The sequence below is a fragment of the Streptomyces sp. NBC_01450 genome, from assembly GCF_036227505.1.
Taxonomy (GTDB): Bacteria; Actinomycetota; Actinomycetes; order Streptomycetales; family Streptomycetaceae; genus Streptomyces.
In genome coordinates this window covers 2,641,604-2,659,942 of record NZ_CP109480.1, presented here as the reverse complement: position 1 = coordinate 2,659,942, position 18,339 = coordinate 2,641,604, and the positions used below count along the sequence as shown (strand labels likewise).

Sequence of the window (18,339 nt, the reverse complement as noted above, 5' to 3'; positions counted from 1 at the left end):
CGAACGGCCGTCTATCGTGCGGAACATGATGCTGGACCAGGTCGCCCGCAGACACCTGGCCGACACCACCCTCGCGGTCGTGGTCGGCGCCCTCGTCATGACCGCGGCCGCGATCGACCACCGTGCGACCCCCGCCGACTACGCCCTGATCGCCGTCGGCTCCCTCGCCCTGGCGGCCTACCGCCGCGCCCCGCGCCGGGTACTCGCGGTCAGCACGGTCGCCACGACGGCGTACGTCCTGCACGCCCACCCCGGCACCCTCGCCGCCCTCCCCGTGCTGAGCGCCGTCCACACGGCGGCCCGAGCGGGCCACCGAGGCGTGGCGGCCCTCGCGAGCGCCCTGTTCCTCGCGGGATTCGTGACCACGGACCTCGCGGCGCGAGGAAGCGCCGAACGATCGCTCCTGCTCGCAGGGTGGTTCCTGTGCGCCCTGGTGACAGGTCTCGCCGACCGCAACTGGCAGGCCTATCTGCGCCAGACGGAACAACGCGCGATGGAGGCGGAACGCACCCGCGAGGAGGCCGCCCTGCGTCGCGCGGGCGAGGAACGGCTGCGGATCGCACGCGAGTTGCACGACTCACTCACCCACAGCATCTCGATCGTCAAGCTCCAGGCCGGCGTCGCCGTCCACCTCGCCCGCAAACGCGGTGAGGAGGTGTCGCCCGCGCTGCTCGCCATCCAGGAGGCGGGCGGCGAGGCGATGCGCGAACTGCGGGCCACCCTCGAGGTGTTGCGCACCGACGAGCCGACCGGCACCCCCGCGCTGCTCGTGGAGCGGGCCCGCGCGGCCGGCCTCGCCGTGGAGCTGACGGTGAACGGCGACGAGCGGCCCCTCACGGCGACCGTGGACCGTGCCGCGTACCGCATCGTCCAGGAGGCCCTGACGAACGCCGCGCGCCACGCGGGCCCCGCCAAGGTGGCCGTCCAACTCCACTACAGCCCCGACGAGCTGACGATATCGGTCGACGACGACGGCGGCGCTGACCCGTCCTGTCCGCCCACCCCCGGAATCGGCCTCACCGGCATGCGTGAACGCGTCACGGCCCTCGGCGGCACCCTGCACGCCGCACCGCGCACGCAGGGCGGCTTCTCGGTGCGCGCCGAACTGCCGCTGGGCATACCGGAGGAGGTGTCGTGATCAGGATCGCGCTCGTCGACGACCAGGCACTGATGCGCGCAGGCTTCCGCGCCCTGCTCGACGCCGAGGACGGCATCGAGGTCGTGGGCGAGGCCCCCGACGGGAAGCAGGGCCTCGCACTCGTGCGCGCCTGTGTGCCGGACATCGCCCTCGTCGACGTACAGATGCCGGTGATGTCGGGCATCGAGGCCACCCGCCGCATCGCCGCCGACCCGGAGCTGTCCGCCGTACGCGTCATCATGCTCACCAACTACGGCCTGGACGAGTACGTCTTCGAGGCGCTGCGCGCCGGGGCCAGCGGCTTCCTGCTCAAGGACACCGAGCCCGCCGACCTGCTCCAGGCCATCGAGGTCGTCGCGCACGGAGAGGCGCTGCTGTCCCCGTCCGTGACCCGCACCCTGATCAGCGAGTTCGTCGCCCGGCCACCGGACCGGGCCACGGCGCCCGGCCTGGAGTGCCTCACCCGCCGCGAACGCGAGGTCACCGCGCTCGCCGCGCGCGGTCTGACCAACGAGGAGATCGCCGCGCACATGGTCATCAGCCCGTTCACCGCCAAGACGCACATCAGCCGGGCGATGACGAAGCTCGGCGCCCGCGACCGGGCCCAACTGGTCGTGTTCGCCTACGAGTCGGGCTTGGTGACGGCGCGGGGGAGTGCGATCTGAGCGACGCGTCGGAGGTGGTCGCGGCGACAGGAAGGGCGGAGATGGCGTGGAATGATCAGCGGATGATCGTGTTACGTCCCAGGCTGTCCCGCAACGCCGTTCTCGCCGGTGTGCTGACGCTCGCGGTGAGCGGCTGCGGCTTCTTCACCGAACCGGAACACCGGCCCAGGGCGGCCCGCTCACCCGCCGTCACGGTCCAGCAGGCGCGCGGCTGCCCGCCGTCCGGGGTGCGGCTCGCCACCGGCCCCGTCGACGGGGCCATGGGGCTGCGGGCCATGGCACTCACCCTCACCAACTGCTCCGAGCGACCGTACGAGGTGAGCGGCTACCCGGCCGTCCGCGTCCTCGACGCGAAGGGCACCCCGCTCACGGGCGTACGCACCGTCGAGGGGACGGACCAGGTGCCCATGGCGCCGGACGACCCCGGCGCCGCGCCGCTCACCCTCGACCCGGGCGAGAGCGCGCGGGCGGGTCTGTACTGGCGCATGGCCGCCGAGGACGGCACCTATCTCCGGGTCGTCCCGGAGCGGGGACGCGAGGCCCAGAACGTAAGACCCGCCGAGCCCCTCGACATCGGCCCGGAGAACACGCTCGGGACGACGGCGTGGGCGTCCGTGTCGTGAGGGCCCCGGCCCGCCCACCCGTTGACCGGCGCGGTCCACGGATCCGCGCGAAGTCGGAATGAGTTCCCCCACGATCGAGGCGGGGTGTGAAGCGGGCGATGGTGTGGTGCCGGCCCGCCCGATCGCCGTCCTGGCAAGATAGCGGCATGGAACGTGTGCTTGGAATCGGTGGATACTTCATGCGGACCGCCGACCCGGTGTCCCTGGGCGCGTGGTATCGCGATTGCCTGGGCCTGGACGCCGATGAGAACGGCCTGTGGCGTCAGGGAGCCGGGCCGACGGTGTTCGCGACGTTCGAGTCCGAGACCGACTACTTCGGGTCCCGCGCCCAGCAGACCATGCTCAACTTCCGGGTACGCGACCTGGACGCGATGCTCGCGCAATTGCGCGCCAAGGGTGCGGACGTGGCTGAGGAAACGCAGGACATGGAGGGTGTCGGTCGATTCGGCTGGGTCACCGATCCCGAGGGCAATCGGGTCGAGCTGTGGCAGCCCGCCTGACCGCTTCTTCACGCAGGCGGTGACGGCTGGGGGCTCACTCGGCGAGCCGGTTCACGCGGATCAGTGTCTGCTGGCCGTTGGCGACGAGCTTCCGTTCGCCTCCTTCCCGGACGCCGTACACCTCCAACTGGCACACGGTCAGGGTGCGTCCGGACTTCAGGACGGTGCCGATCGCTTCGAGGTGGTCGCCGGCGGCGGGCGCGAGGAGGTTGATCTTGTACTCGACGGTGAGGACGTCGGAGTCCTCGTCGAACAGCGTGAGCGCCGCGTAGCCGCCGGCACTGTCCGCGATGGCGCTGGTGGCGCCGGCGTGGACGTAGCCGTGCTGCTGGGTCACCTCGGGACGGGCCGGGAGCACGACGTGGACACGGCCGGGGCCGATGTGGGTGAGGCGCGCGCCGAGGTGGGACATCAGGCCCTGCAGGTCGAAGCTGTCCTGGACGCGCTTCCGGACTGCGGGGCTCGCCTGTTCCTGCTGCGTCCGGTCGTCCACGTACCTGCTCTCCTTCGGGTCAGCGTCGGGGGTGGAGTGGGACGGGTTCCTCAGCCGGCCAGACGTTCCACCAGCAGGAAAGCGCCGATGGCAATCATCATGGCACCGCTGATGCGGGTGACGACCCGGGCGGCCGAGGGCCGGGTCTTCAGGACCGTGCGGGCCAGGACGCCGACGGCGAGGTAGACGACGGCGCACGCGGTCAGGTGCAGCATGCTGAGCAGCCCGGTCTGCGCGGCGACCGGCCAGCCGCCGGCGGTGTCGATGAACTGCGGAAACAGCGCGAAGTACAGCAGCAGCGCCTTCGGGTTCAGGCCGCTGATCCCGGCCCCTTTGAGCATGACCCGCACGCGGGAGGCGTCCGTGCTCGCTCCAACGGTCGCCGGTGTGGCCGGCTGCCTGAGAACACCCCGGCCCAGCCACATCAGGTAGCCGGCGCCCGCCACGGTCAGGGCGGTGAGCGCGGCCGGGGAGCTCGCGACGATCACCGCCAGGCCCGCGACGGCCACCAGCGCATAGGCCGCGTGTCCGGCGATCAGCCCGGTGACGGCCGGGACGACCGAGCGTTCCCGCAGTCCGGCGGAGATCGCGTAGGCCCAGTCCGCGCCCGGGGTGAACACCAGAAGCAGGTCCACCGCCAGGAAGGCCGCCAGCGTCGTCGTATCCATCGATCGTTCCCTCTCGCATTTCTTGCTCCGAGAGGGAAGGCTAGGTCTGATTTGCCCGAAGGTGTTTGCGTCTTTACCCCATGATCGCGGGATACGAGGGAGAATCTTCTCCATGGACGCCCTGGACCGGAAGATTCTTACCGAGCTGCAGCTGGACGGCCGTCTCACGGTCACCGAGCTGGCCGCGCGCGTGCAGCTCAGTGTCTCGCCTTGCCACCGTCGCCTGCGCGACCTCGAACGCGAGGGCGCGATCCGCGGCTACCGAGCGGTGGTTGACCCGGCGGCCGTCGGCCTGAACTTCGAGGCGCTCGTCTTCGCCACCCTGCGCTGGGAGGACCCCGACACCGTCACGGCCTTCGAAGAGGCCGTGAGCGCTGTCCCGCACGTGCTTCAGGCGCAGCGCCTGTTCGGCGAACCCGACTACCTGCTCCGTGTCGCCACCAGCGACCTGGCCGCCTTCCAGCAGCTCTACGACCAGCGGCTCGCGCGGCTGCCCGGGGTCCAGCGCCTGACCTCCACCCTTGTCATGAAGAACGTCGTCCACGACCGCCCCCTGCCCGAGTAGCCGCTTGTCCGCGCACTCCGTTGCCGCGAAGGCCGGGTCAGGGGTCTCTACGGGGCTCGGTCAGGCGCTCTCTTCCGGGTCCGCCGGTTCGGGCCATGGGAAGCCGAGTGCCTCGGCGTGTGAGGGGCTGCCTCCCCTGACCTGTGCGTAGGTCTTCGGGTCCTGCTCGGCGAGTTGCCGCAGCGCCGCGGCAGCCTGGTTCTCGGGAGGTGTGCCGTCGTCGGGGAGACTCCAGATGAACTGCAACCAGGGGCCGTCCTTGTCCCGCTGCCCGGCGGCGAGGCCCGGCCAGTACGTGAAGGAGACCACGGTCGTGTCCTGATCGTGGAAGTCGGTGCCGATCCAGTCGACCTGGCCGTCCCAGCGGGTGAGGAGATCCGGTTGCTCGCGTAGCCCCGCGGCTATCGAGCGGGCGGTGTTTCGAGCCGGCCAGGCCCGGGACCGGTCGTTCTCGGCACGCTCGATCTCCGTGTCGTAGTCGGCCGCGTCGAAGCGGTACTCGGGGAGTTCCACCTGGGGTTGCCGCGTCGGAGGGCGACGCCAGTCACTCCACACGACCTGGTCGCCTTCTCTGCGGATGGTCACGTAGAGCGCGCCGCAGCAGCCCTCGGTGCAGTATGCCTCGGCGAGCTGTACCTCTCGGGGCTCGGCCGCGGCCCGTAGGCGACCGCTGTCGAGAAGGTACTCGGGGGAGTTGGCCGCGCCCTTGCCGAACGCTTCGGGTACCAGGGGCCGACCGTCGATCAACAGCCGTACCTCGACCGTGTCCGGGTCTGCCGGGTCCCGCACGGTGGCCTCCACCCGGAACCGGGAGACCGCCGCGTGGTGGAAAGGCTGCCGTGCCGTGCGCCGTATCCAATGGACCCGGCGGCGTTCGGCGGGCTCTTCGGGCTCGCTCTGTGCGACGGCTTCCCAGGACCGCGTGCTCAGGACGGCTTCCAGGGCGCGCAGGAGGGCTTGCCGCTGCCCTGACTGCCAGTCGAGGAGCACGCTGGGGCCACTGTGCAGGTCCAGGGCGACGGACAGCAGGATGGCGTAGTGGTCCGGCGTCGGGGGCAGTTGGGAGGCGCGTGCGACGAACGCGCTGTAGGTGGTGGTGGCCTGCTGGTAGCTGAGAATCTCGGGCTGGTAGTCGCGCAGTCCCGTCATACGGGAGAGGAGACGCCCGGCCTGGGCTACGGCCTGGGTGTCGGACTGCTCCTCGCGGAGAATGTCGGCGAGTCGGACGGCCTCGGCGATTCTGCGGGCGGTTGAAGGTCCGACAGCACCCGAGTGGAGAGGGGCGTTGATCAGCCATGTGCGGGCCTCGTGGTCATCGCGCGCGGCGATCGCGTCGATCAGGTGGTGCAGGGCTCGGTTCTCGGTGTGGTCGGCGAGCCAGACCAGGGCTGCTGTCGGGCAGTGGAGGGCGGTGAGCGCGTCGACCGAGGGACGGGCGAGAGCCCTCAGCAGGCCGAGAACCTTGAGGTAGGGCACGTCCTCCGGCTCACCGAGGCGAGCCAGGAGAGCGATGCCGACGTTCACGGTCAGTGTGCTGGTGCCGGTGCGTGTCAGATGGCGGCCGAGAGCACGGGCTGCCGCTGTGTCTTCCAGGGGCAGATCGGCCATCGCGGCCTGGACGTGAAGATCCCGAATACCCAGCGTGTGCAGTCTGCGGTGGATCTCGTCGGCGGCACGGACCGTGTCCGGACGGGACAGCAGGGGCGCGAGAGCATCCCGCACACCTGCTTGGGCCTCGCGCCGGCCTGGACGTGCACGCAGCGGTGGCGGGTCAGGCAAGGGGTAGCCGCCGTGAGGCGGTCGACCGTCGGGCTTCGACTGGTACAGGCGCAACGCGTACGCGTACAGGGAGGGCCGAGGGGCGGGGACTCCACCGCCTGCCTGGGCGCTCATCGGGTGGGGTAGGACTCGATTCCATAGGTCATGCAGCGGATACTGTCACCACTGGTTGGCCGACAGCCAGGGGTTTTAGCCGGTCGGGAACGAACCTGAGGGATCGAGGCCCTCGTGGACGGTGCGGTACAGGACCGCGGCCGCGTCGCCGATCCCGAACGGCCGTCGGCCCGCGGCCGCGTACGCCAGCACGCAGCCGAGGGAGAAGACGTCGCTGGGCGGCCCACCTCGCCCTCATGGGGCTGGGCCTGTTCGGGGGAGAGGTAGCCGGGGGTGCCGATGATCGCGTCGGGGGCGGTCAGCGTGGTGGTGCCGGTGCCTTGGGCCATGCCGAAGTCGATCAGCCGGGGCCCGTCCTGGGCGAGCAGGATGTTGCCGGGTTTGACGTCGCGGTGGACCAGGCCCGCCGCGTGCACCTCGGCCAGCGCCTGCGCCAGCCGCGCACCGAGTACGACGACGGTGTGCGCGGGGAGCGGACCGTGTCCGTCGACCGTCTCGGCCAGTGACGGGCCGGGCACGAAGGCGGTGGCCAGCCACGGCTCGCGCGCCTCGGTGTCGGCGGCCGTCACCGGTACCACCCAGCGGGCGGTGAGCCCGCCGGGGCGCGCCTCGGTGTCGGCGGCCGTCACCGGTACCACCCAGCGGGCGGTGAGCCCGCCGGCCAGCCGTACCTCGCGACGGAAGCGGGCCCGGAAGACGGGATCCGCCGCGTACTCGGCGCGGATCATCTTCACGGCGACGACCGCCCCGTCGGCGGCGCGGGCCAGATGGACCGTGCCCATGCCGCCGGCTCCGAGCCGGGCGAGCAGTCGGTGCCCGCCCCGGGACCGTTGGTCTCCGCTCCGATCATTTGCTCGGGCCGGCGACCGGGCTTTCCTCGGTATCAGCGGCAGCGGCATCGGTACGCAGTTCAGGCCGACCCAGCCAGGACACGAACAGCCCGTCGGGGTCCCATCCGGTGCGGAGGGCGTCGAGCCGTAGGAGGTTCTCATCGGTCACGAAGCGATACGGGCGGTTGACCAGGTTCTCGTCAGCCAGCTGGATGCCGCTGGCATACGGCTCCCACGCTCGCATGTGGTTGGTCACCCAGTTCGTGTAAGTCCGGCTGTCGACCGGATCGGTCCAGGCCGCATACAGCCCGTAGTACAGCTCGTCCTCCACCGAGTACGCCATCGACGGACGTTCGGGTTGTCTCTCGTATCCTCCCCAGTTGAACACCACCAGGTGCGACGGCGCCGGCGGCCAGGTCTTCAGCATGGCCTCGAAGTTGGGCCACAGGTCATCGAAGGAGGCATGGGTCCACATGTTGTCGGCCAGGTAGCGCTTGGTCTCGTCGCAATGTGGATCAGTGCCGTATCGGCTGAGGGTTCCGATGTCCGTCACCTTGTTGAGCCGCGTCGTGAGCACGTGAGGGCGTGCGGGACAGGACTCGAAGATCGACAGTTGTTCCCTGGCCTCCTCCTCCGTATCGGTGAAGGCCGTCGCGTTGAGTGAGATGAGAGGCTCGCCGTCCGTCATCGGGTCGCGGTAGCACAAGAGATTGATCTCGGTCGGGGTCTGACGGCCGATCTCGTGGACGAACCGGTAGACGTCTTGTGCGGCCGAGGCCGGCCAGAAGTAGCCGCTGTTCATCGTGACCCGCATGCGCGGGTACAGCTTGACGTAGAACCTGGTCACCACGGCGAAGAAGCCGGGACCGGCGCCGCGGGCCGCCCAGAACAGGTCGGCGTTCCGCGTCTCGTCGGCGTGGATCCGTTCGCCGCTCACCGTGACCACGTCGATGCCGGTCACCGACATGCACGCCGGTCCGTAGTCCCGGCCGGCCCAGCCGAACCCGCCTTGCAGCAGGTACCCGCCGATGGAGACGCCCGTGCAGTGGCCAGTAGGAAAGAACAGGTTCTGCTCGGCCAACATCGCGTTGAGTTCCGACCCCTTGATTCCGGGCTGGGCGGTGCCGGTCATCGCCTCCCTGTCGACCGCCACGTGCCGCAGGTTCGACAGGTCGATCAGCACCGTGCCGTCACGCAGGTGCGACCCGGACCAGCTGTGGCCACCGGACCGCACCGCGATCCGCAGGCCCTCCTCCCTGGCGAGCCGCACCGCCGCGACGACATCGTCCTCGTTGTTCGCCAGCACGATCACCTCTGGGTAGCGGTCCGGCACGCCCGCGTGCCAGCACGCCTCACGGCGCCGACTCTCGTAACGGTAGTCACCGCGCCGCAACACCCTGCCCTCGATCCGGGTCGACATGCCCTCTCCTTTCGGGAATCCTCGTGAACCGGCGCAACCGTGACGGACTGAATTCGGACGAGGATCAGATGCCGACGGTTCGAGGCACCCGACCGAACCGCGGCGAGCGGCAGGACAGGCCCTGCGGACCGCCGAGCCTATTCGGATCTTTGGAACTCTTCGAAAATATCCGGGAGAAACGCTGCGAGATGGTTCATCTCCCGCGAGCAATGCACGACCATGGCGCGGGCGTGTCCGTCCCCGAGACGCCGCAGACCCTCTGCTACTGTTTCGAGTTCGTCGGTGAGGGAGGCTCCCGCGCGGAGTGCGACGTATTTCCCGCCCATCCAAAAGCGCGAACGCATCTCGGCGCCGCCCTTCACCCGGCGTACGTAGTGGACCAGGTGGCCCCAGTCGAGCGGAACGCTGGACAACCCGACCGTGGCGCAGATCGCGGTGGCTTGGTCCGGATCGAGGCTGTTGTCGCTGAATCCCAGCCTGCCGGGATGGACGAACTGGATGGCGAGCTCGCCGAGCGAACTGCCGACGTACTCGTCGACGAACGATGTACCCCCGATATACCTGTCGCGGTAGGGAGCACTCTGGTCCACCGTGCCTCCGGACCATTCCGTGTACAGGTGAGCACGCGGATGCCACAGCTTGTACCGTTGGGTCTCCGTGGCGTGCCACCAGAACCACCAGTCCACCATGACCGGAGAGACTCTCGGCATGCGGGTCAGTGTGGCGACGTGCATGGATCCGTCGCTGAAGAGGCTGTATCCGTTCTCGAACTCCTGATAGCTGGTGTCGCTCAGCGTTGCCGCGTCGTCCGGACTCAGGCACAAGGGGGGCGCCTGAGGGCCGAGACCGATCGCCTCCTTGATGTGCTCCGGCATTGGTGCCATCACCGGGTTCCAGTACTTGGCGTACCACTTGCCGTCGAGTTCGCCGGCGTGCATTCCCAGGTGGGGCCGGCGAGCGGGGTCCGGGCGCAGTTCTCTCACCTCCGTCATGCCGTGACTCCTCCATGTCCCCCCCCGTCAAAGGTCAGCCGGAGAGTTTCAGCACGCGGGATTCCCCGATGACCCCGCCCTTCGCATCCAGCGCCCTGACCTTGAAGTACGGTCCTGGCGTGGGCGTGGTGACGGCGGTCTCGAATCCGGACCGTGGGGCGTGTCCGACGACGACCGACAGGGATTTGGGGTCGGATCCGGCGAGTACTTGCCATGCTTCGGTCTGTGTCGAGCCGTTCCAGGAGGCGTAGACGACGCTGTGCCCGCCGGCGGACCGTGCCGCCGCACTCGGTGGGTAGTAGGGCGTGCCGATCCATTTGTCGCGGAAGGCTCGGTAAGAGATGTCGGAGCCCGGCAGTTTCGCGTCGTAGAGCAGGTTCCGCGAGCCGTCGCCCTCGGTGTTGCCCGCACCCGCGTACTCCGAGTAGTACGGGCTCTGACCCCACCCGATGAATTCGTTGCCGTTGGGGAGGGCCTGGGTGTTTCCCTGGGTCGGTGACTCCAACGGCGGCTGGTGGTAGTAGGTCTTGTCCACCGTCGCTTTGTGGCTGCGGAGATCAAGGTTGAGGATCAGGCCGTGCGAACGCTGTTCGGGGGAGCCGTCGGGAAGGTCGCAGCAGCCGTCGTCGAACATGCTGATCCGGTTTCCTGGCCGGAATCTGGCATCGTGCTGCCAATAGAAGTCCGCGTTCGGACCGAAGGTGAAGTCGCTCTTCTTTCCCCCGATCTGATAGCGGACCTTCCCGGATTTCTTGGTGACGTCGTAGATCGCCCACATGTTCCGGGCCGAGATCAACAGCCGGCCGTCAGGGCCCTCGTCGACGGAGTTGATGTGAAAGGCATCCCACACTCCGCCGGACGACGAAGCGCTGGAGGCTTCCTCCTCGGAATCGGCGGGGTCGATGTGCTCCAACGCGTTCCATGAGTAGAGGAGTTTCCCCGTGGCGAGGTCGACCTCCTGGATCTCGCTGTTCTCGATGGCTCCGTTCTTCGGACCCCCATAGGGTGTGAGGTCCATGGGCACCGGTTTGGAGGCGATGAACAGTGCGGTGCCCCTGCGGGTCAGGGTGAATTCGTGCTCGTCCGGGTAGTAGCCGTGATGCGCGAAGACCGTTTTGAGCAGACGGTAGTGGGTGTCGTAGATGTAGTAGCACCCGCCCGGTTCCGGCGCACCGGCCGGCAGGTTCGTATACGCCGGGGGAAGGGCGAGAGTCCCCTGCCACCAGGTCAGCACCGGTTGTCCCCGGCCTCCGCGGCCGTCGTAATAGGTCTGGACCTTGAAGTCGGCGTTCTGGAGGTTCGTGGAAGGCAGTGGGCGGAACCAGACCGGATCCCCCGAGTCGTCGTTGACCAGTGCCCCCGTCTGGCCGACCATCTGGTCCGCGCTGAACGGGGCGACAAAGATGTCTCCGTGAGCCGTTCCCGGTTTGTTCGCGGTCACGGTCACCCGCATGGGGTGAAGGCCCGGTTCGGAGACGAAGCTCCACACGTCGCTGCCCGACAGGATCGGGGGTGGAGTACTTTCCGATGGAGGGAAGGGTTTCGTCGCGCACCGGCGGGACGCGCCCCCTTGGGGACTCGCCGTGGCCGACGGCACGCAGTTCGCGAAGAGACACCCCGCCGCGAGCACGCAGGCTCCGACGGCGCGACGGGTCCTTCTCCGGGTCCGGCGGACCCCCGGCTCGCGCGTCACCATCGCCGACCTCCTTGGCACCCGGAACCCTTCTCCGATGGCGGTGCCGCTCGTCTTCGAACGCTTTGTTCGGTCCACCCCTCCGACCCGGAACGATCGAGACCGGGAGTTGTTCCTCTGGCGACGGTATGCAGCAAGGGAGGCCCGCGCCTGCTGGAGGCCACTCAGGTAGGCCGTTCGGCAGGTGCGGCCTCACCCGGACATGCGGCAGTTCCAGTGCGACGGGGTGATGACGAGTCGGCCTTCCGACAGCCCGGTCCGGTAGCCGTCGGGCGTGTTCTTGCCCCAGTGTGATCCGCGTCCGCCACGCTTCGCCGCCGTCCTTCGAGGACCTGGGTCTGGTCCGCGCCGAGCAGGACGCGAGCCGCCGCGAGAATCTCCTCGTCCTCCTCCGCCCCGGAGCCCGTGAGCACGTCGACCGGCCGACTCCGCCACACCGCCGGGTCTCACGACGGCACGTCAGCCGAGGACCCGGACCGGAGCGCCGTCGAGGTAGGCCTGGATGTCCTCCACGGCCTGGCCGTAGTAGCGCGCGTAGTTGGCGCGGGACACATAGCCGAGATGCGGGGTGGCGAGCAGCCGCGGTGCGGTGCGCATCGGGTGGTTGTCCGGCAGCGGTTCGACGTCGAAGACGTCGACGCCGGCGCCGGCGATGCGGCCCTCGTGCAATGCCGCGAGCAGGGCGTCCTGGTCGACGATCGCGGCCCGCGAGGTGTTGATCAGGTAGGCGGTGGGCTTGAACAGGGCGAGCTCGGCGGCGCCGAGCAGGCCCCGGGTGCGGTCGCTCAGCGCGAGGTGGACGGAGACGAAGTCGCTGTTCGTGAGCAACTCCTCCTTGGAGGAGGCGAGTTCGACGCCGACCTCGTCAGCGCGTTCCTTGGTGAGGTGCTGGCTCCAGGCGGTGACCTCCATGCCGAAGGCGAGTCCGACCTGGGCCACCCGGCTGCCGATCTTGCCGAGACCGAGCAGGCCGAGCGTGCGGCCGTGCAGGTCGGCGCCGACGGTGGACTGCCAGGGGCCGCCGTCGCGCAGGGCGTTGTTCTCCTGGACGATGCCGCGGGCGAGTCCGAGCAGCAGGGCCCAGGTGAGTTCGACCGGCGGCGTCGAGGAGCTCTGGGTGCCGCACACGGTGACGCCGCCCGCCTTCGCGGCCGCGTAGTCGATCACCGAGTTGCGCATGCCGGAGGCGATCAGCAGCTTCAGGCGGGGCAGCCGGTCCAGCAGCGACTCAGGGAAAGGCACCCGCTCGCGCAGGGTGACCACGAAGTCGAAGTCGACGAGGGCCGCGACGAGTTCGCCCTCGGTGGCGAAGTGCTCGGTGAAGGAGACGACCTCGACCCGATCGCTCAGCGTCGACCAGTCGGCACATGTGCTCGCCACGTTCTGGAAGTCGTCGAGTACGGCGCATCGGAATCGCATGTCATTTCTCCCAGGTGTTCTCGCTGTCGGGGCGCGGGCAGGCGCCCAGTCCGGGGTCGCCCGGCAGCACGATCCTGCCCCGGTCGATCACGGCACCGGACAACGGGTCGCCCACCGGGCCGAGATGGCCGCCATGCTGCGGGCCGCGGGACCACGAAGGAGTGACGGGATGAAGGATCAGCTCGGAGCCGAGTGGAAGGGGCGTCACCGGAGGTTTCGGTGACGCCCCTGATGTGTCGGTCGGCAGGGCCGCTTTCCCCCGCTGTCCGGTTCAGGCCGTGGACAGTGCGCACTTGCCCCGATCGGCCTTCATCGGGCCGGCGGCGGTCGGCCGGACGTCGAAGTCGAACATGGCGGTGGGTACGTACAGCGAGCAGCAGGCGTTGGGGATGTCGACGATGCCGCTGATGCGTCCCTCTATGGGGGAGGAGCCGAGCAGCAGGTAGGCCTGCTCTCCGCTGTAGCCGAACTTCTTGAAGTACTCGACGGCGTTGAGGCAGGCCCGTCGGTAGGCCAGCGTCGCGTCCAGGTAGTAGTTCGTGCCCGTGTCGTGGTCGACGGAGATCCCGATGAAGGTGAGGAACTCCGTGTACCTCGGCTCGACGTTGCCCGGAATGAACACGGGGTTGGTGGAGATGCCGTACGTCTCCATGCCGCCCTTGATCAGGTCGACGTGGAAGTCGATGAAGCCGCCCATCTCGATGGCGCCGCAGAAGGTGATCTCTCCGTCGCCCTGGCTGAAGTGCAGGTCGCCTCCGGACAGCTTCGCGTCCTTGACGTGTACGGGGTAGAAGACTCTCGATCCCCGCGTGAAGTTCTTGATGTCGTGGTTGCCTCCGTTCTCGCGGGCCGGCACGGTGCGTGCGCCTTCCTCGCCGATGCGCCGTGCGAGGTCTCCGGTGGCTGTGCCGGCGAGCGCGTTGGTGGCGTCCGGCGGTACGGCGAGCGGGGGGACCCGGTTCGGGTCGGTGTCGATCAGCGCCTGCTCGCGGGTGTTCCAGCGGGCGAGCATCTCGGCGGACGGGGCGGTTCCGAACAGCCCGGGGTGGGTGATTCCGGTGAAGCGGATCCCGGGAAGGTGGCGGGAGACGGCCTGCTGCCCGTGGAAGTCCCATACCGCCTTGTAGGCGTCCGGGAAGTAGTCGGTCAGGAAGCCTCCGCCGTTGGCCTTGGCGAAGATGCCGGTGTAGCCCCAGCCCTGTCCTGCCGCGTCCCCGGTCTGCTGCGGCACGGGGCCGAGGTCGAGGATGTCGACGACGAGCAGGTCGCCGGGTTCGGCGCCCTCCACGCCTATCGGGCCGCTGAGCATGTGAGGGATGGTCAGGTCGATGTCGCGTACGTCGTTGGCGGAGTCGTTGTTGCCGACCTGACAGTCGGTCCAGTCACGGCACTCCATGCGGAACTCCGCTCCCGGCTTCACCATGGCGACGGTGGGGACGTCCGGGTGCCACCTGTTGTGGCCGGGCACGGCCTGGTCACGCATCGACTTGCTGTGGTCCACAGTGAAGAGAATTTCAGGCATGACAGCCTCTCATTTTTGATCCGGTCAGGACGTTGTGCCTGTACTTCCGGCCGATTCCGTCGGGGCCGACTGCCGCTGTTTCCTGGTGAGCGGCCACAGCGCCGCGAACACGACGACACCGAAGGCTCCGAGGGCGATGGCGATCTCCGTGGTGTGCTTCCAGTAACCGGAAAGCAGCAGCGCTGCGGGAATGACACCCGTGACCCAGCCCTCGATCGCCGTCACCCAGCCCGTATATTCGGACAACCCCGTCTTCTTGAGACCGAGCAGCAGGAAGAACAGGAACCACAGGAAGGCCCAGTAGAGCCAGATGACTCCGAACGGGTAATCCTTGAAGAGGTGGAAATTGACGAACGAATAGCCCAGGGCCACGATCGCCACGAAGAGGGAGTAGTAACCGACACAGATGTTGTCGATTCCTGCGAGCAGGACGATACCTACATAGAGGTAGGTGAATCCGAACAGATAGATTCCGGATGCCGCCAGAATCTTCATCTGGTCGTCACCGGCCGTGAAGATGAGGTAGGTCGGCGTCAGCACCTGCAGTCCGCCCACGAAGAGGTTGAACACTGCTGCGGACTTGGCGTCGACCTTCCCCAGCAGCAACAGCCCGTTCACGAACAGCACAGCACCGACAAAGAGCAGTCCCACGTTTCCCACGGGGACACACCTCCTAAGTCCGCGTGGGGGACGTAATCGCGTGGCGCCCTGGCCGTCGATGAGTTGCCGAGCGCGCGGCTCGGCTCCCGGCCCGCGTCGCGTGATTCCGCATTCCGCGCACCGCTACGGGAACGACGTCGTGTTCCGATGCCGAAACCCGCATGAGACGTTCCGCCTTGTCGACCACCGCCCTCAGAGACGCGGCAGCCGCGGGAGTGCGGGGTGCGGGTGCCGTGGCACCCCTCTGCGTGGCGGCACTTGGGAGACTACTGCCGGGGCCTCACGCGCCTGCTCCTCCCGGACATGGAGGGCGGCGACCGCGTTCGGGGTCAGCGAGAGACCGGGCGAGGAATACACACGTCTCGCAGCGCCTGCGCAAACAGGGCAACCATAAGCTTTGGGCGCCGTCCCGATTTCCAACTTCACATCGAAGGGCCCGCAGCGGCTGCATAGATATTCGTAGGTTGCCATCAGCAGCCTCCGGATGTCGGTGGCTGGCCGACCCGAGCGCCTGTGGCGTGCCCGGATAGGCGTACGCCACGGCATGTTTCCTACATTCAAGGAGACGTCTCGTAGATCCACGTGTCAAGTCCCTGACGGCTGGGCCTGTCCTTTCTCAGAACGATCCGATGGCGAGCCCCGCCGCTGCCGCCGACAGACCCACCACGAGGCTCGAAGCGCCGTACAGCAGGGACTTTCTGACCTGTCCCTTCTCGCGCAGGTGGACCAACTCGTAACTGAATGTGGAGAACGTCGTATAGGCGCCGCAGAATCCGACGCCGGCAATGTGTACGGCCTGATCCGAGAGTCCGTGCCGTGCGCCGAGCCCCATCACGATGCCCAGCACGTACGAACCGGTGATGTTGATCAGCCACGTGCCGCGCGGGAACAGGCCCGGGCGTCGGTACTGCACGTACTGGTCGAGTACGTAGCGTGCGACTGCCCCGACCGCGGCCGCGGCACCGACGGCGAGCAGGGTGATCACCGGACCCACCAGCCGTACCGGCGGGCGTGGCCGTGCCGCGCGGTGAGCCGCACCCGCCGGGCCAGGGCCACTCTGCCGATCGTCAGGCCCAGAACGGTGGCGGCCAGGCCGGCGAACAGACTGCCGAAGACGTTCAACGCCGCGACCACGTAGTGGCCGTGACCCAGAAGGCGATCGGTGTCGACCATCCACGTCGAGAAAGTGGTGAAGGCGCCGAGGAACCCGACGCCGGCGAACGGTCGCACGTACCGGGTCGGCGGCCAGATCTTGAGTACGTACACGAGCAGCAGCGCCAACAGGAACGCACCGGACACGTTGATGGCGAACGTCGTCAACGGAAACGTCCCCCGAGGTGTGGGAAACGTCAGTCCCAGTACGTAACGGGCCGACCCGCCCAGAACGCCGCCGACCGCGACCGCCGCCACGACGCCCTTGCGCAGACGTGAGCGGAACGGCTCGCGTGACGGTGTGGGATCGCCTCCCGGCTGGGGCTCGGCGACGTGAGGCCCTCGGGATTCCCTCTCGGGCCCGGATTCGTTCGCCCGCATCAGAAGCCTCCGTACAGAACACGGGTCGGTACACGCTGCCGCCCGAACTCCTGCCGCAGGCCTCGCCGAATATCCGCATCCTTATCCACTGGCTCACCTCGATAATATCCGCGGGGATTGCCGCGGCAACGGATGCTCAACTAAAATTCAAGATCATCGGTACCCGACCGGTTCAGCCGGAGCGACGGCCCCACCGATGGAGGACGGCCATGGCAAAGATCCTTGCGGTGCTCTATCCCGACCCCGTGGGCGGTTATCCTCCCGACTACGCCCGCGACGAGATTCCGGCCATCACCGGATATCCGGGCGGTCAGACAGCGCCGACCCCACAAACCAAAGATTTCACCCCGGGACAGCTCCTCGGCTGCGTCTCGGGAGAACTGGGACTACGCCGGTTCCTGGAGGACCGAGGCGACACCTATGTCGTCACCAGCGACAAGGAAGCGCCGGACTCCACCCTGGACCGCGAGCTGCCCGACGCGGACGTGGTGATCTCGCAGCCCTTCTGGCCCGCGTACCTGACCCCCGAGCGGATCGCCTCCGCCCCCCGGCTCAAACTCGCGATCACAGCCGGGATCGGGTCGGACCATGTCGACCTGCCGAGCGCCATCGCCCACGGCATGACAGTGGCGGAGGTGACCTACAGCAACAGCATCAGCGTGTCCGAGCACGCCGTCATGCAGATCCTCACCCTGGTGCACAACTACATGCCGGCCCACGACTGGGTGACCGCCAAGAAGGGCTGGAACATCGCCGACAGCGTCTCGCGCGCCTACGACCTCGAAGGCATGGACGTCGGTGTCCTCGGCTCCGGCCGCATCGGCCAGGCGGTACTGCGCCGCCTCAAGCCGTTCGAGGTCAAGCTGCACTACTACGACGTGCACCGGCTGCCCAAGGAGGTCGAAGAGGAGCTGGAGCTGACCTGGCATCCCGACGTGCGTTCGCTGGTCTCCTCGGTCGACGTGCTCTCGATCCACACTCCGCTGCATCCCCAGACGCAGAACCTCTTCGACGACGACCTGATCGGCGCCATGAAGCGCGGCGCGTACATCGTCAACACCGCACGCGCGCTCATCGTCGACCGGGACGCCGTGGTGCGGGCCCTCAACAGCGGCCAACTGGCCGGTTACGCCGGTGACGTCTGGTATCCGCAGCCGCCGCCGCCCGACCATCCCTGGCGCACCATGCCGTACGAGGCGATGACGCCGCACGTGTCCGGTTCGACCCTCTCGGCGCAGGCCCGCTACGCGGCCGGTACCCGGGAGATCCTGGAATGCTGGTTCGACGGGCGCCCCATCCGCCCGGAGTACCTGATCGTCGACGGTGGTGGGCTTGCCGGGACGGGAGCGCGCTCCTACACGGTCGCCGGATAACGCATATTGAGCCGGAGCGGAGCGGTTGCCGCCAGTAACAGCGACGCCTCTGATCAGCGCCTTACCGACAGGCAGCCTGATAATTCCGGCTCAATAACGGACGGCGGTCAGGAAATCAGCAGAAGATCAATTGGAAGACGCGGCCGAAGATCCATCACTGAGTGGGCAATGGACCTTCGGCTGTGTCATGCCTGTTGTGAGCCCATGACTCCTGTGAGCGGACTCACCCCGAATCTGCTGGCAGGACGCGACCGGGACCTTTAGTTTGCTAAATAGACAAATTTTTTCTATGCGGAGGCATCGGTGCCACGCATACTGTTTCGCAAGATAATCAAGGCGAACGTCGGAAAGG

Annotated in this window: 19 protein-coding genes and 1 pseudogene; 6 read left to right on the top strand and 14 right to left on the bottom strand. The window is 68.1% G+C overall.

The window, feature by feature from the left end; genetic code table 11:
• Positions 1-25: 25 nt before the first annotated feature.
• The 4 genes from OG568_RS12205 to OG568_RS12190 all read left to right on the top strand — a co-directional run bounded on the left by OG568_RS12205 (position 26) and on the right by OG568_RS12190 (position 2,926).
• Positions 26-1,138, top strand: coding sequence for a sensor histidine kinase (locus OG568_RS12205; protein ID WP_329531489.1), 1,113 nt, complete (start codon positions 26-28; stop codon positions 1,136-1,138).
• Entirely contained in the window at positions 1,135-1,803 is a 669-nt protein-coding gene (locus OG568_RS12200; RefSeq protein WP_329362468.1) for a response regulator transcription factor, read from the top strand. Before OG568_RS12205 ends, OG568_RS12200 begins: the two co-directional genes overlap by 4 nt.
• Positions 1,804-1,844: 41 nt before the next feature.
• On the top strand, positions 1,845-2,426 hold the full coding sequence (locus OG568_RS12195; RefSeq protein WP_329531488.1) for a DUF4232 domain-containing protein: 582 nt from the start codon (positions 1,845-1,847) through the stop codon (positions 2,424-2,426).
• A gap of 146 nt (positions 2,427-2,572) precedes the next feature.
• Entirely contained in the window at positions 2,573-2,926 is a 354-nt protein-coding gene (locus OG568_RS12190; RefSeq protein ID WP_266692195.1) for a VOC family protein, read from the top strand.
• Positions 2,927-2,960: 34 nt separating this feature from the next.
• Here the strand turns inward: OG568_RS12190 and OG568_RS12185 are convergent, their stop codons facing one another.
• Together OG568_RS12185 and OG568_RS12180 are read right to left on the bottom strand one after the other, a co-directional pair.
• Positions 2,961-3,419: a PaaI family thioesterase gene (locus OG568_RS12185; RefSeq protein ID WP_329531487.1), complete on the bottom strand. Its 459-nt coding sequence runs from the start codon at positions 3,417-3,419 to the stop codon at positions 2,961-2,963.
• Positions 3,420-3,469: 50 nt separating this feature from the next.
• Positions 3,470-4,087 carry a LysE family translocator gene (locus tag OG568_RS12180; RefSeq protein WP_329531486.1) on the bottom strand — a complete coding sequence of 206 codons (618 nt, stop codon included), beginning with the start codon at positions 4,085-4,087 and terminating at the stop codon, positions 3,470-3,472.
• 112 nt (positions 4,088-4,199) lie between these two features.
• On the opposite strand from OG568_RS12180, the gene OG568_RS12175 reads away from it, so the two are divergent.
• On the top strand, positions 4,200-4,652 hold the full coding sequence (locus OG568_RS12175; protein WP_266431848.1) for an Lrp/AsnC family transcriptional regulator: 453 nt from the start codon (positions 4,200-4,202) through the stop codon (positions 4,650-4,652).
• Between the two features lie 60 nt (positions 4,653-4,712).
• On the opposite strand, the gene OG568_RS12170 is transcribed toward OG568_RS12175, so the two are convergent.
• The 12 genes and pseudogenes from OG568_RS12170 to OG568_RS12120 all read right to left on the bottom strand — a co-directional run bounded on the left by OG568_RS12170 (position 4,713) and on the right by OG568_RS12120 (position 16,614).
• Complete coding sequence (locus OG568_RS12170; RefSeq protein WP_329531485.1) at positions 4,713-6,374, bottom strand: hypothetical protein; 1,662 nt, start codon at positions 6,372-6,374, stop codon at positions 4,713-4,715.
• A gap of 264 nt (positions 6,375-6,638) precedes the next feature.
• Positions 6,639-7,444: pseudogene (locus tag OG568_RS12165) on the bottom strand (serine/threonine-protein kinase); the annotation flags it as partial.
• Positions 7,392-8,795 carry an FAD-binding oxidoreductase gene (locus OG568_RS12160; RefSeq protein WP_329531484.1) on the bottom strand — a complete coding sequence of 468 codons (1,404 nt, stop codon included), beginning with the start codon at positions 8,793-8,795 and terminating at the stop codon, positions 7,392-7,394. The pseudogene OG568_RS12165 and the gene OG568_RS12160, both read right to left, overlap by 53 nt.
• Before the next feature lie 137 nt (positions 8,796-8,932).
• Entirely contained in the window at positions 8,933-9,787 is an 855-nt protein-coding gene (locus tag OG568_RS12155; protein ID WP_329531483.1) for a DAPG hydrolase family protein, read from the bottom strand.
• Between the two features lie 34 nt (positions 9,788-9,821).
• On the bottom strand, positions 9,822-11,228 hold the full coding sequence (locus OG568_RS12150) for an arylsulfotransferase family protein (RefSeq protein WP_329531482.1): 1,407 nt from the start codon (positions 11,226-11,228) through the stop codon (positions 9,822-9,824).
• A gap of 711 nt (positions 11,229-11,939) precedes the next feature.
• Positions 11,940-12,899 carry a D-2-hydroxyacid dehydrogenase family protein gene (locus tag OG568_RS12145; RefSeq protein WP_329531481.1) on the bottom strand — a complete coding sequence of 320 codons (960 nt, stop codon included), beginning with the start codon at positions 12,897-12,899 and terminating at the stop codon, positions 11,940-11,942.
• Between the two features lies 1 nt (position 12,900).
• Positions 12,901-13,107 carry a hypothetical protein gene (locus OG568_RS12140; protein ID WP_329531480.1) on the bottom strand — a complete coding sequence of 69 codons (207 nt, stop codon included), beginning with the start codon at positions 13,105-13,107 and terminating at the stop codon, positions 12,901-12,903.
• A 63-nt stretch (positions 13,108-13,170) separates the two neighbouring features.
• Positions 13,171-14,421: a formamidase gene (gene fmdA, locus OG568_RS12135; RefSeq protein WP_266428679.1), complete on the bottom strand. Its 1,251-nt coding sequence runs from the start codon at positions 14,419-14,421 to the stop codon at positions 13,171-13,173.
• Between the two features lie 24 nt (positions 14,422-14,445).
• The gene (locus tag OG568_RS12130; RefSeq protein WP_329531479.1) at positions 14,446-15,081 is read right to left on the bottom strand and encodes an AmiS/UreI family transporter; all 636 of its coding nucleotides are present in this window, start codon (positions 15,079-15,081) and stop codon (positions 14,446-14,448) included.
• A 192-nt stretch (positions 15,082-15,273) separates the two neighbouring features.
• Positions 15,274-15,552, bottom strand: a complete 279-nt coding sequence (locus OG568_RS61425) for an FmdB family zinc ribbon protein (RefSeq protein ID WP_353961899.1) — start codon at positions 15,550-15,552, stop codon at positions 15,274-15,276.
• 145 nt (positions 15,553-15,697) lie between these two features.
• Complete coding sequence (gene crcB, locus OG568_RS12125; protein WP_266587768.1) at positions 15,698-16,066, bottom strand: fluoride efflux transporter CrcB; 369 nt, start codon at positions 16,064-16,066, stop codon at positions 15,698-15,700.
• The gene (locus tag OG568_RS12120; RefSeq protein WP_329531478.1) at positions 16,063-16,614 is read right to left on the bottom strand and encodes a fluoride efflux transporter FluC; all 552 of its coding nucleotides are present in this window, start codon (positions 16,612-16,614) and stop codon (positions 16,063-16,065) included. Before OG568_RS12120 ends, crcB begins: the two co-directional genes overlap by 4 nt.
• 209 nt (positions 16,615-16,823) lie before the next feature.
• Between OG568_RS12120 and OG568_RS12115 the strand changes: the two genes are divergently transcribed.
• On the top strand, positions 16,824-17,987 hold the full coding sequence (locus tag OG568_RS12115) for an NAD-dependent formate dehydrogenase (protein WP_329531477.1): 1,164 nt from the start codon (positions 16,824-16,826) through the stop codon (positions 17,985-17,987).
• The last annotated feature ends 352 nt before the right edge of the window (positions 17,988-18,339 follow it).